Annotated in this window: 7 protein-coding genes and 1 pseudogene; 5 read left to right on the top strand and 3 right to left on the bottom strand. The window is 71.9% G+C overall.

All coding sequences use genetic code 11. The annotated features are described in order from the left end of the window. Positions 1–114: 114 nt before the first annotated feature. Positions 115–2,673, top strand: a complete 2,559-nt coding sequence (locus ACSIH6_RS26565; protein ID WP_435111075.1) for an HAD-IC family P-type ATPase — start codon at positions 115–117, stop codon at positions 2,671–2,673. 686 nt (positions 2,674–3,359) lie between these two features. Further along, a complete protein-coding gene (locus ACSIH6_RS26570) occupies positions 3,360–3,839 on the top strand; it encodes a nucleoside deaminase (protein ID WP_435111076.1) in 480 nt (159 codons plus the stop codon). A gap of 36 nt (positions 3,840–3,875) precedes the next feature. Here the strand turns inward: ACSIH6_RS26570 and ACSIH6_RS26575 are convergent, their stop codons facing one another. Both ACSIH6_RS26575 and lnt read right to left on the bottom strand, forming a co-directional pair. Beyond that, positions 3,876–4,433, bottom strand: coding sequence for an FxsA family protein (locus tag ACSIH6_RS26575; protein ID WP_435111077.1), 558 nt, complete (start codon positions 4,431–4,433; stop codon positions 3,876–3,878). 190 nt (positions 4,434–4,623) lie between these two features. Continuing rightward, the gene (lnt, locus tag ACSIH6_RS26580) at positions 4,624–6,504 is read right to left on the bottom strand and encodes an apolipoprotein N-acyltransferase (RefSeq protein WP_435111078.1); all 1,881 of its coding nucleotides are present in this window, start codon (positions 6,502–6,504) and stop codon (positions 4,624–4,626) included. 610 nt (positions 6,505–7,114) lie between these two features. Between lnt and ACSIH6_RS26585 the strand changes: the two genes are divergently transcribed. Further along, positions 7,115–8,344: an ABC transporter ATP-binding protein gene (locus ACSIH6_RS26585; protein WP_435111099.1), complete on the top strand. Its 1,230-nt coding sequence runs from the start codon at positions 7,115–7,117 to the stop codon at positions 8,342–8,344. Between the two features lie 71 nt (positions 8,345–8,415). Here ACSIH6_RS26585 and ACSIH6_RS26590 read toward each other — a convergent pair. After that, positions 8,416–9,583, bottom strand: a pseudogene (locus tag ACSIH6_RS26590) (RNA-guided endonuclease InsQ/TnpB family protein). Between the two features lie 312 nt (positions 9,584–9,895). Here ACSIH6_RS26590 and ACSIH6_RS26595 point away from each other — a divergent pair. Then, positions 9,896–12,103, top strand: coding sequence for a prolyl oligopeptidase family serine peptidase (locus ACSIH6_RS26595; RefSeq protein WP_435111079.1), 2,208 nt, complete (start codon positions 9,896–9,898; stop codon positions 12,101–12,103). Between the two features lie 239 nt (positions 12,104–12,342). Further along, positions 12,343–13,545 (top strand): JmjC domain-containing protein, encoded by a 1,203-nt coding sequence (locus tag ACSIH6_RS26600; RefSeq protein ID WP_435111080.1) that lies wholly within the window; start codon positions 12,343–12,345, stop codon positions 13,543–13,545. The last annotated feature ends 80 nt before the right edge of the window (positions 13,546–13,625 follow it).

The following is a 13,625-nucleotide window of genomic DNA, read 5'->3' on the forward strand; positions in this document are numbered from 1 at the left end:
TGGTCCGGGAGTCTTCTAGTCTGTAGTCTCCCTCCCCCTTCGCGTGTGCGGGGCGGATGCCGCGTCCAAGGCGCCTCCCGCCCGTCTCGTTTCCGGACCACACAGGAGTAGTGCGTGCCCGAGCAACCCGACCCGGACAGGCCGCAGGACGCGGTTCCCGAAGCTCCAACCGGAGCCTCCGCCGAGCCCGTCCCCGCAGGCCCCAAGGGCCCGTCGGGCCCTCCGCCCGAGACGGGACTGACCGGTCAGCAGGTCGCCGAGCGGGTCTCGGCGGGGCGGACCAACGACGTACCCGTGCGCGCGAGCCGCACGGTCGGCCAGATCATCCGCGGCAACGTGTTCACCCGGATCAACGCCATGGTCGCGGTGCTGTTCGCGATCATCGCCGTGATCGGCCCGGTGCAGGACGGGCTGTTCGCGATGGTCATCCTCTTCAACACGCTGATCGGCATCGTCCAGGAGCTGCGGGCCAAGCGCACCCTGGACAAACTCGCCATCGTCAACGCCGCCCGGCCCCGGGTGGTGCGCGACGGCGCCACCGTGCACGTGGCCACACAGGAGATCGTCCTTGACGAGGTCCTGGAAGTGGGCGTGGGCGACCAGGTCGTGGTCGACGGCACCGTCACCTGGGCCGGGGGGCTGGAGGTCGACGAGTCACTGCTGACCGGCGAGGCCGACCCCGTGGTCAAGCGGCCCGGGGACACGGTGATGTCGGGCAGCTTCGTGGTGGCGGGCACCGGCCGGTTCCGGGCCACCAAGGTGGGGCGGCACGCCTACGCGGCGCGGCTGGCCGAGGAGGCGAGCCGCTTCTCGCTGGTGCACTCGGAGCTGCGGTCGGGCATCAACCGCATCCTGACCTGGATCACCTACGCGTTGTTCCCGATCGGCGCCCTGCTGATCTACAGCCAGCTGTTCATGGGCGGGCACGTGTCCCTGGAGGCCTCGACGGAGGGCGGCCAGATCTCCGGCCCGCTGGCGGACGCCCTGCGCAGCATGGTCGCGGCCCTGGTGTCGATGATCCCCGAGGGCCTGGTCCTGCTCACCAGCATCGCGTTCGCGGTCGGGGTGATCCGGCTGGGGCGGCACAAGTGCCTGGTGCAGGAGCTGCCCGCGATCGAGGGCCTGGCCCGCGTGGACGTGGTGTGCACCGACAAGACGGGCACGCTGACCGAGGCGGGCATGAAGCTGGCTGGGATCCGCGACCTGGGCGGACACAGCGGGGAGGCGTCCCCCTCGCTCGTGCTGGCGGCGCTGGCGGCCAGCGACCCCGACCACAACGCGAGCATGGCGGCGATCGCGCGCGGGTGCGAGGCCGCGGGCCAGGAGGCGCCCGACTGGACGGTCACGGCGCTGGCGCCGTTCTCGTCCGCCCGCAAGTGGAGCGGAGCCAGCTTCCTGGCCCCCGACAACGAGGAGCACTGGGTGCTGGGCGCGGCCGACGTGCTGGCCTCTCCCCAGGACCCGGCGGCGGCCGAGGCGGCTCGACTGGGCGCGCAGGGCCACCGGGTGCTGCTGCTGGCCCGCGCGTCGGCGCGGGTGGACTCCGACGAGGCGCCCGAAACGGTGCTGCCGGTGGCCCTGGTGGTGCTGGACCAGAGGCTGCGCGAGGACGCCGGTCCGACCCTGGACTACTTCGAAGAGCAGGGCGTGGGCGTCAAGATCATCTCGGGCGACCACGCGGCGTCGGTGGGCGCGGTGGGCCGCGAGCTGGGTCTGCCGGGCGCGGACCAGCCGGTGGACGCACGGGCACTGTCGAAGAACAGCGACGAGCTGGCCCGCGAGGTGGAGGAGCGCTCGGCGTTCGGCCGGGTGACGCCCGAGCGCAAGCGCGACATGGTCAAGGGTCTGCGCGACCGCGGGCACACCGTGGCGATGACCGGCGACGGCGTCAACGACGTGCTGGCGCTGAAGGAGGCCGACATCGGCGTGGCGATGGGCTCGGGAAGCCCGGCGTCGCGGTCGGTGGCCCAGCTGGTGCTGCTGGACAACCGGTTCGCGGTGCTGCCGCGCGTGGTGGCCGAGGGCCGCCGGGTCATCGGCAACATCGAGCGGGTGGCCAACCTGTTCCTGACCAAGACCGTGTACACGATGACGCTGGCGATCATCGTGGGCCTGCTCGCTGTGGCCTACCCGTTCTTCCCCCGCCACGCGACGCTCATCAACGCGGTGACCTTCGGCATCCCGTCGTTCTTCCTGGCGCTGGCACCCAACACCGACATCGCCCGCCCGGGGTTCGTGATGCGGACGCTGCGGCTGGCGATCCCCTCGGGCATGGTGGCGGGCTTCGCGGCGGTGACGACCTACCTGCTGGTGCTGGGCGGTCGGACGGTGCCCGATCCGGCCGACCGGACGGCGGTGGTCATCACGCTGTGCGCGACGACGCTGTGGGTGCTGCTGCTGGTGGCCAAGCCGTACGTGTGGTGGAAGGTACTGCTGGTGGGCTCCATGGTGGGCCTGTTGACGCTGGCGATGGTGACACCGCTGGGGCAGTGGTTCTTCGACCTGGACGTGAGCGACCCGACCAAGGTGCTGACCGGTCTGGCCGTGGCGGGTGTGGCGATCGTGGTGATCACGGTGATCCGGGTGGTGGACGACCGGATGATGGCCCGGTCCGAGGCGCGTGCGGCGGAGAGGGAAAACAAGACCGAGGAGCGCACCCCGGAACCGGTGTAGGGGCGGCCACCCGTAGAGCGCGGGCTGACGGTGCGGGGGTTGAGGTTATGGTTCACCCCCGAAAGCTGGCGTAGAACACCCCGTGGCGGCGCACCGCAGGGGGTGTCCCTTGTCAGGCGACCTCAGCCAGGCACCCGTAGAGCGTGCGAGTTCCCCGCCCGCCCCTGGGGGGTGGGCGGTCGTGGTGGGCACTGGAGCAGACGATCAGTGCTGGGGGCGGGGACCGACTGAGGGCAAGTTCGCCTAGCGAACTTGGCGAAGGAGATCCCTGCACTCCGGTCACTCCAGGGGTCTGGTGGGCGTCACGAAGGCGGTCGGGAGAGTGCCGGGAGGAACGCCCACCGGGAGTGACCCCTCAGCCACCCGGGGGCGGGGGGTCAACACGGTTCAGACCGGCATCAGCCACGAAGCCCCGCACGTGACCGGGCGTCGTAGGGGGTCCGCACGTTGTAGAGCGTCCTTGCGTCAGCAACCACGCACCCGTAGAGCCCGGGCAGACGCTCGATCCAGCGGGGTTGACGTAGAACAGACCGGTATCCGTGACCACTGACCCATAAGACCCCTGCCCCTGACCGGCGCACGACCCCAGAAGGCAAAACGTGGACCCTCTCCGGGGCTAAGCTACGCGGGTTCCACGGCAGGGCCCGGGAGAGAGGGCAAGAACAAGAAGGAGAAAGGACAGGACCATGCTGAGTGAAACCGACATGCGTCACCTGCGGCGCGTGGTCGATCTGGCCGAGGAGTCCCTGGAGGCGGGTGACGAGCCCTTCGGTTCGGTGCTGATGTCCCGAGAGGGAACAGTGCTCTTCGAGGACCGCAACCGTGTCGCCGGGGGCGACCCGACGCAGCACCCGGAGTTCGCCATCGCCCGGTGGTCAACCACCCATCTGAGCCCCGCCGAACGGGCGGCGGCGACCGTCTACACCTCCGGAGAGCACTGCCCCATGTGCTCGGCCGCCCACGGCTGGGCGGGTCTGGGCCGGATCATCTACGTGAGCTCCTCGGCGCAGCTCGTCTCGTGGCTGGAGGAATGGGGCGTACCCCCGGCGCCGGTGCGGGCGCTGCCGATCAGCGAGGTCGTGCCCGGGATCGCGGTGGAGGGCCCGGTGGACTCCCTGGTCACGCGGGTGCGGTCTCTACAGGCCCGCTTCCACCACCGGAGCTGACACCAGCTCCGACCGCCTACAGCGCGATCAGCGCGGTCAGTCCCTGTCGTCGTCCCTGGGCTCGAACCGCCCCTGGATGACGTGGCCCCTGTTCTGCGGGGCGGCGTCCCCGTCGGCGCGGGGGCCGAACGGGCTCTGACCGGGGCCGAACGGTCCCGTCGGGCCCGCCCCCGACCCGGGGGCGGTGGACCCGCGGACGACGAACTCCTCGTTCATCCGCTCCTGCATCCTGCGCACACGGCGCTGCGCCCAGGAGGCGAAGGCCCAACGCAGGACGGGCCGGGTGAAGGGCAGGACCATCAGCAGGCCGAGCACGGCGGTGATGAACCCGGGGATCACGAGCAGGATGCCGCCCGCCATGAGCATGAGCGGGTCGAGCAGGCCGCCGCGCGGCTGCTCGCCCGAGCGCATGGCCTGGTCCGCGTCCCGGAAGGCCCTGGTCCCGGCCCGGCGCAGCACGGTCACGCCCAGAACCATCAGCGAGACCAGCGCGGCCAGCGTCCACGGAACGCCGATCCAACCGCCGACGGCGATCATCAGCCACACTTCGAGGAACGGCAGCGCCATCAGCGCCAGCACTGTCAGCAGCGGCATGCGTAACCATCCTCCGGGTCATCGGCGGGAGCTCCCCTACAGGAGAGAACGCGCGCGCGGGCGCCAGGGTTCCCCCGGGCGTGTTCCTCTCGGCGGCGATGCGGACGTAACCCTCTCAGCCACCACGACGTCAGGCGTACCGGCGTACCGGCGCACCTGCGCATCCCTCTCACTCAGACACGACGCTCACTCAGACACGACGACGGCGACCCAGGACCACCGCCACGACCGCCGCGCCCAGCCCCAGAGCGCTCAGGAGGGCCTCCGGCACCGCGCCGAGGCGGGTCGCGACCGTGGTGCCCTCCATCGCCTCCAACTCGGCCACGTGGATGTCGGGCACCGCCTCGGGCGAGCTGTAGGCCAGGGTCCCGTCGGGGTTGACCACGGCGCTGACACCACTCGTGGAGACGACCACCGCCGGGCGCCCGTGCTCGACGGCGCGCAGCTGGGTGATGGCCAGCTGCTGGTTGGTCTGGCCGGTGAAGTTGTAGTTGGCGTTGTTGGTGGGGATCACGATGACCTGCCCGCCCGCGGCGACGGACTCGCGCACCGGGAGGTCGAAGGCCACGTCGAAGCAGATGCCCACGGCCAGGGTGGTGCCGCCCACGTCCAGGGCCCCGGGCTCGGTGCCGGGGACGGCGTCGGAGCTGACCTGCTGGAGGCGGGCCACGAACTGCGTGAAGAAGTCGCGGAAGGGGACGTACTCGCCGAACGGCACCAGGTAGCGCTTGTCGTAGATCTCGCCCGGTCCGGTCTCGGAGTCCCAGACCACGCTGCTGACGTAGCGGGTGCCGTCATCGTTGAAGCGGCTCATGCCCCACAGCAGGGGGACGCCCGCGTCGGCCGCGGCGGCGTCGATGATCTCACGCGCCTGGGGGTCGCGGAAGGGGTCGATGTCGCTGGCGTTCTCCGGCAGCAGCACCATGTCCGGCTGGGGGTGCTCCCCCGCGCGGACGGCGTCGGCGAGCTCGTGGACCCCGTCGGCGTGGTTGTTGAGGACCTGCATGCGCTCGCCCGCGATGGACATCTGGCCGACGTTGGGCACGTTGCCCTGGACCATGCCGACGGTGACGGTGTGGGAGACGTCGGGACGGCCGATCGCGGGGGCCAGGGTGCCGCCGACGACGACGGCCGCGCCGGCGGCCAGTCCGAGGACGGCCGGGACCCAGCCGGTCCGCAGCGGGCCGCCCTGCCGCGCCGGGTCATCCTGCCGCTTTGGACCACCCTGGCCTTCGGGACCACCCAGCCCTTCAGGAATACCCGGACCTTCGGGACCATCCGAACCCACGGGACCACCCTGACGCGCGTCCGTCGCCCGCGGCGCGTTCTGATCGTTTCGGTCGTCCCGATCGTCGTTCCGATCGTCGTTTCGATCACCGCGCCCGGCCCACCGGGCCCCCGCCACCAGTCGCAGCACGCTCCACAGCAGCAAGCCGCCGGTGAGGGCGACCGCGAAGGTCACCAGGGCGGAGGAGCCGAGGGCGGCGTAGCCGACGAAGGGCGTGTCGGGCTGGGCGAAGGCGAGCTTGCCCCAGGGGAAGCCGCCCAGCGGCCAGCGGGCGCGCAGGGCCTCCTGGGCCACCCACAGGGCCGCGGTCCACAGCGGCCAGCCCGGCAGGCGCATGGCCAGCGCCAGGGCCATCGCCATGGGAAGGAAGTAGACGGTCTCGGCTCCGGCGATGAGCAACCACACGTCGACGCCGAAGATGTCCTGCCAGTGCACCAGCGGCACCATGAGCGTGGCCCCGGACAGGGCGCCGAGCCAGGCGGCGCGGCGCGTCCGGGTTCCGGCGACGGCGAGGGCGAGCAGCGCGGCGCTGAGGGGCCCCAGCCACCACAGGCCGTAGGGCGGCAGCGCGAAGAGCTGGGCGAGACCGGATCCGACCGCGGCGAGCACCCGCCACAGCAGGTCGTGGCGTCCCCAGCGGTGTCCCAGTGCGAAGGCGGAGGCAGATACGGGGTCCGAGACGGAGGAGCGTGCCGGGTTCGCCGTCCGCTCCCGCCCCACCGGTTCCGGCGAGGGTCTGTCGGAGCCGTGGGCGCTGCCCTGCTCGGTGTGCTCGGCAACCACGTGGGGTGCTCGCTTTCCGCTTGCTGATGAGAGGTGCTCGCGGTCAGCATATGGGGGACGCGGAAAAGGCCCGAGCCACCCTTCGGACCGGCTCCGTCCCGTCGGCGGCGAGCTCGGAAGACCGTTGTCTACTGGATGTTCGGGCCTTTTCCGGGTCCAACCCCCCGCCCGGTCGCGGTACTCCACCCCTCACCCGATCCCAACTGCACCTGGCGCGTGATGCAGCGTCCAATCGGACGAGTGGGGGCCGCACAACCGGTCCGTCCAGTGCTGGACTGGTCGTTAGGTTACCCAGACTCCCCGACCCGATGCCTCAACCCGGCTGCCGTGTCGTGGCCGCCGACCCGAGGGCGCGGAGGGGAGAAAGGAAGGAACCGTCGGACAGGCTAACGCACCTGGGGCCGCCACGCCAGCTGAGCGGACAGGGTTTGTGTCTGACCGCAATCGGATCGACATCGACTCAAGTATGGACTTTTCGATCAGGATCATGTCTGATGTGATCAGCACAACGACCTGGTTCGATCAACTGCGAAAGTTCCAGGTCGGCGGCGCGGACACTCCGAGATCCGCGTCACCCCACATCTCGACCCCGGCCCGGGAGCTGACAACCATGGCGGAGATCGTCCTCGATGGCGTTGACAAGATCTACGGCGGCGACGTCAAGGCCGTCGACAACCTGAACCTGAAGATCGAGGACGGCGAGTTCATGGTCCTCGTCGGCCCCTCCGGCTGCGGCAAGTCCACCGCGCTGCGCATGATCGCGGGTCTGGAGGAGATCACGGGGGGCACGCTGGTCATCGGCGACGAGATCGTCAACGACCGTCCGCCCAAGGACCGCGACATCGCGATGGTCTTCCAGAACTACGCGCTCTACCCCCACATGACCGTCGAGCAGAACCTGGCCTTCGGCCTGAAGCTGCGCAAGGTGGCCAAGCCCGAGATCGCGCGCCGCGTGAAGGAGGCGGCCGAGATGCTGGGCCTGGAGCCCTACCTCAAGCGCAAGCCGGGCGCACTCTCCGGCGGTCAGCGCCAGCGTGTGGCCATGGGCCGCGCGATCGTGCGCGAGCCGCGCGCGTTCCTCATGGACGAGCCGCTGTCCAACCTGGACGCCAAGCTGCGCGTGCAGATGCGCGCCTCCCTCAACCAGCTTCACGAGCGCCTGGGCGTCACCACCATCTACGTCACCCACGACCAGATCGAGGCCATGACCCTGGGCGACAGGGTCGCGGTGATGCGCGACGGACGCCTCCAGCAGGTGGACACCCCCAAGCGCCTGTTCGACGCTCCCAACAACCTGTTCGTGGCCGGGTTCATCGGCTCCCCGGCGATGAACTTCGTCGACGCCGAGCTGGTCGCCGAGGGCGACGGCGCGGTGCTCACCTTCGCCGAGCACAAGCTGCCGGTCCCGGCGAGCGTCCTCGGGGAGCGCGAGGGCCTGCGCGACTACCTGGGCCGCAGCCTCATCCTGGGCATCCGCCCCTCGGACTTCAACGACGCCGACCTGGACAACAACGGCGACCCGCAGATCCAGGTCAAGGCGAGCGTGACCGAGGAGCTGGGCACGGAGATCAACGTGATCTTCACCGTGGACGCCCCGCCGGTGCGCCACGAGGACGCCGCCGCCCTGGCCAAGGACGCCGCGGGCGAGGAGGGCGAGGGCGACGGCCTGCCGCTGGGCGGCAACACCTCGCTGTTCACCGCCCGGGTCAGCCCCCGCAGCAACGTGCGCCCGGGCCAGCCGATCAGCCTGTCGGTGGACGTGAGCCAGCTGCACTTCTTCGACCCGGAGAGCGGCCTGGCCATCGGCCACCCCAACAACGAGCCAGCTTCTCAGTCCTGACGGACCGAGTGTGCGGTTGCACCACCCCGCTGGGTGCGAGGGAGCCCACCGCGTCTGACCCGACCACTCCGCTAGGGGTGGTCGGGTGGGACGTGTGACTTCCGCCCCGCGTCCCACGCCTCCCGGCCCCTGCGGACCAGGACACGGGAAGCATTGCGGTCCGCGTGCGCAACGACGCCGCAGCCCCGGCAGACGAACAAGGCCCGCGAGACCCGGTTGGCCCTGTGGGTGCAGGAACACGCGGCGCACTCGCGCGAAGAGTGCGCCAGATCCACAAGCACCACCGGCACCCCCGCACGGCGGGCCTTGTAGGCGATGAAGGCGCCCAACTGGTGGAAGGACCAGGAGCGCAGCGTGACCCGTTGGGACCTGCGTTGCCGTACCCGCGAATCCCCGTCAAGTCTTCGAGGGAGATGCCGCGCCCGGTGCGTTCGGCCTCGGCCACGATGCGTTTCGAAATCCGGTGGTTGGTGTTTCTGGCGTGCCCGGCCTCACGGCGGCGCCGCTTCCTGAGCAGGCGCCTGGCGGAGCGGGTGCCCTTAACCTGCAACTTCTGTCGCAGCCTGAGCTGTCGGCGGCGGTACCGGTTGATCTGGCGCCCGGCCATGACCTGGCCGTCGCTGGTGGTAGCGATGTTGACGATGCCCAGATCCACCCCGACAAAGGAGTCGGGGACGATCTCGGGGGCGTCGGGCACCTCAACGGTCACCGCCAGGAACCAGGCACCGTCGCGGCAGAGCAGGTCAGCCTCACCGCGTTTGTGCTCGGCCAGCATCTTCATTTGGTCGGGGAGCCGGTGAAGGGCACGTCCTTCAACCGGCCGTGGAAGGTCCACAGCGAGATCGTGCGCGCGTCCAGGGCGAAGGACAGGTTGCGCGCGTCGTAGGGGTGCGCCGACTCCGGACGGAAAGCGATCGGTGTGGTCTCGATCCGCTCCGGGCGAGCCGAACCCCGGGGCCCGTAGTTGCCGTTGTTCAGGTTGGACCGGCGGGTGCGGTAGGCGTCGCACACCTTCTTGATGGCGTGCTGAGCCGCCTGCGAGCCCACCTCGGCCTCGCGCAACTGCTGGTAGGTGTGTTTGCGCAGCTCGTAGTTGCGCATCACACCCTGCTCGTGGGCCACCTTCGCCACCCAGGTGGCGTGGGTGTTGAGCACGCGCAGGGTCGAGGTCAACACCGCCGCCTGCTCGGGCGACGGCGTGAGCTTGACCTGCACGACGATCTTCGACACGCCCACCATCGTGCACCCGACCAGTGACAGACCGCAGCCAAAGCAGTCCATTGTGACTCCTGACATCAAATGACTGGTGCGGTCCACACAGCGATTCCTCCCGGAAAGAGAAGCTGAGCCCGTCTCCCAGCGCCCCGCCGGGCCCTCTCCCCCTCCTCCGGGAGGGCCCGGCGGGGCGCACCCGTGCGCGGGGTTCCCGGCCCGATGGGGCGGCATTGCCCGGTCGGCACCGAGGCAAACCTTGCTCCGAGGCCACAGTCGCGCACCCCTGGGCAAGGCATCTGTTCCTTGACCCCCGGATGAGCGCACCCCAACGATTGTGTGGTGTCCAACCGAGCCCCCGGAGCCGCTCTCGTCACCGAGTCCGCTCCCGAGCCCGAGCCCGCCGTCGACCTCCTGCACGGCCGTCCCGTGCCCGACCCCTACCGGTGGCTGGAGTCCGCCGACTCCCCCGAGACGCTGAGCTGGTTGGAGGAACGGGGCCGCGAGTACGCGGCGGAGGCGCTCACCTGGCCCCTGCGTGACCGCCTGGCCGGTCTCATCCGCTCCCTGGTGGGCACCGACCTGTGGAGTCCTCCGGTGCACCGGCCCGGCACGGTGTTCGCCACCGTGCGCCCGGCCGGAAGCGAGCACCCCCGGCTGGTGGTTCTGACCGGGGACGGACCGCCGCGCACCGTCTACGATCCCGGCGCCGAGGACCCCGCCGGACACACCACCCTGGACGCCTGGGAACCCTCTCCCGACGGAGGCCTGGTCGCCGTGCAGACCTCGTCGGGGGGCGTGGAGCGCGGCGCCCTGCGCGTGATCGGCACGGAGACCGGGGAACCGGTCGGCCCCGCCGTGCCGGGGGTGCGCTACTCCCACGTGGCCTGGGCGCCTCGGGGCGTTCCCGCCTTCTACTACGTGCGCCGCGACGGCGCGCGGGGCGTGCGCGGCGTGTGGCTGCGCCGGGTCCTCGACGGCGCCGAGACGCTCGTCCACGCCTGCACGGCGCCCGGCACCGTGCCCGGAGTGCGCGTCCTGGGCGACCGGTGGCTGCTGGTGACCGAGAGCCACGGCACCGGGCACCGCACCGACCTGTGGCTGGCCGACCTGGCCTACCCAACCGACCCGATCAACCCAGCCGACCCGACCAGCCTCACCGATCCGGCTGACCCGGCTGACCTGACCAACCCAGTCGCCCCGGCCGACGCCCCCGAGCACCCCCCTCTACGACCCGTCCAGGTGGGCGAGGAGGCCGAGACCGAGGCCCGGCTGGGCCCGGACGGTCTCCTGTACCTGCGCACCACCCTGGGCGCGCCGTGGCGGCGGATCTGCGCGGTCTCCCCCGAGGAGCCGGGGGTGGGGCACTGGCGCGAGGTGGTGCCCGAGGAGGACGGGGCGACCCTGGACGCCTTCGCGCCCTGCCCCGCCGGACCGGAGGGCGGCACCGCCCTGTTCGTCGCGCGCACCCGCCTGGGGATCAGCGCCGCGGCCGTCCACGACACCCGCACGGGCGGGCTCCTGTGCACGGTGGACCTGCCCGGCGAGGGGATGGTCTCCACTCCTGAGGCGGCGCCCGACGGGTCGGTGTACCTGGGGTACGCGGACGTGTCCACCCAACAGCGGGTCCTGCGTCTGGCCCCCGGGGAGCGGACTCCGCGCCCCTGGCCGCCCGGCGCCGTCGAGGCCCGACCCTCCCCGGCCGTGGAGCGCTCGGTGGTCTGGTGCCGCTCCGCGGACGGCACGCGGGTCCCGGTGACCGTGTTCACCGCCGCGGGCCGCGTCCGCACCGCGCCCGGCACGGGGCTGATCCCCGAGCCGACCCTCCTGCACGCCTACGGCGGCTTCGGGCGCCCGCGCCAGTTCGGGTTCAGCGCGACCGTGCTGGCCTGGCTGCTCTCGGGCGGCCGGTACGCCGTCGCCCACGTGCGCGGCGGCGGGGACGCGGGCCGCGACTGGCACCTGGCCGGTTCGGGCCGCGGCAAGCCGCGCGCCGTGGAGGACCTGGTGGCCGCGGCGGCGGCCCTGGTCGGGGCGGGGATGTGCACCCGCGACCAGCTGTGCCTGTCGGGCGGCTCGGCGGGCGGGCTGCTCGTCCTGGCCGCCGCGACCGCACGCCCGGACCTGTGCGGGGCGGTGATCGCCTCCGCGCCGCTCGCGGACATGGCCCGCTTCGAGCGGATGGGCCTGGGCCGGATGTGGACCCGCGAGTTCGGCACCGCCGCCGACCCCGACGACTTCGCCGCCCTGATGTCCTACTCCCCCTACCACCGGGCGCTGGAGGGCGCGGGGGACGGGCACGGACGGCGCTTCCCCAGCGTCCTGCTCACCGGCTTCCACGGTGACACCCGCACCGACGCCGCCCACCCGCGCAAGATGTGCGCGGCGCTGCTGGCGGCGGCCGCGCGGGAGGAGGGGCGCCCACCCGTCCTGCTCCGGTACGAGCGCGACGTGGGCCACGGCCCGCGCGCGGTCAGCCGGGCGGTGGGACTGGCCGCCGACGCGCACGCGTTCGCGGCCCACCGGACAGGGCTGTCGCCGCGCTGAGCGCGCGGGGTCGGTCCTGGCAAGAGAAACGGCACACAGAAAGTGAGGTGTGGTGCGTATGGACCCGATCGAGGTCGAGACCGAGGACCTGGCCGAGGTGACCTCCCGCGACATCACCGCGGGTGGCGACAACGACGGCACCGACTCCAGTTCCGACTTCATCTGACCGCGTCCCGCCCGGCCCGGTCCCCCCGGGCCGGGCGGGGCCCCACCCCCGTGCACGGAGAGGACGCCCCCTCATGACCGATCCCGGCCACCTGTTCACCCGGACCCTGAGCGACGTCGTGGGAAGGGAGGCCCTCACCGAGCGCCTGTCCGAGGAGTTCGTCTTCGCCGATCTGGGCGCGGACGCGGTGCGTTCGCTGCTGACCTTCGACGACCTCAACGACCTGCTGGCCACGTGCTCCCCCGAGCCGCCCAGGCTGCGCCTGCACCGGGACGGGGCTCCGGTCCCGGCCGACCGCTACACCGAGGCGGCGACCTCCTCGCGGAGCGCGCGGCGGGTGGTGCGGCCCGAGGCGCTGTACCGGGAGTTGCGGGAGGGGGCGAGCCTGGTCCTGGACAGCGTGGACCGGATGCACCCGCCGGTGGGCGCGGCGGCCGACGACCTCATGCGGCTGGTGCGCGAGCGCGCACAGGCCAACCTGTACCTGATCTGGGGCGGCTCACGCGGCTTCGACACCCACTGGGACGACCACGACACGGTGATCGTCCAGGTGGAGGGGACCAAGCACTGGCAGGTGCACGGCCCGGGGTCGCGCCCGTACCCGATGAAGAACGACGTGGACCACGCCCACACGCCGCCGCGCGACGCCGACGGCGAGCTGCACCTGGTGTGGGAGGGCGTGCTGCGGCCGGGCCAGGTCATCCACGTGCCGCGCGGCTGGTGGCACACGGTGACCGGGACCGGCGGGGTGAGCATGCACCTGACCTTCGGCTTCACCCGGGCGACCGGAGTGGAGTGGGCGGACGCGCTGGTGCGCCGGCTGTTCGAGGAGGAGGTGTTCCGCAGGGACCTGCCGCGCTTCGCCGACCCGGACGTGCGGCGCAAGCACCAGGGCGAGCTGGTGGCCCGGATGGCGGAGCTGGCCGAGGAGCTGGACCTGGACGGCTTCCTGGCCGAGCGGGACGCGCGCTTCCCGCGCCGGACCTCGTTCTCGCTGCCGTGGCCGGTGGAGGAGAGTGCGCCGCCCGCGCACGCGCGGGTGGAGTTCGTGCCGATCCTGCCGCCGCCGCTGTCGCGGGACGGCGAGAGGGTGGCCGTGACGGTGGGCGGGCGCAGGTACCGGTTCCCGGCCGTGGTCGGGCCGGTCCTGGAGGCGCTCGCCGAGCACCGGGAGCTGACCGTGGCCGAACTGGCCGAGCGCGCGGGCGCGAAGGTCGAGCGGACGGCGGAGGTCGTGTCCGTGCTGTCGCGGCACCACCTGGTGGTGGTGCGGTAGTCGTCCACAGGCGCGCGGAGGGCCTGGTGGGCCCGGCCCCGCGCGCCTACCGTGGTACTAGGGGGGTCCCCGGCCCGCCC

Source organism: Nocardiopsis synnemataformans (genome assembly GCF_965343085.1).
Lineage (GTDB): Bacteria > Actinomycetota > Actinomycetes > Streptosporangiales > Streptosporangiaceae > Nocardiopsis > Nocardiopsis alborubida.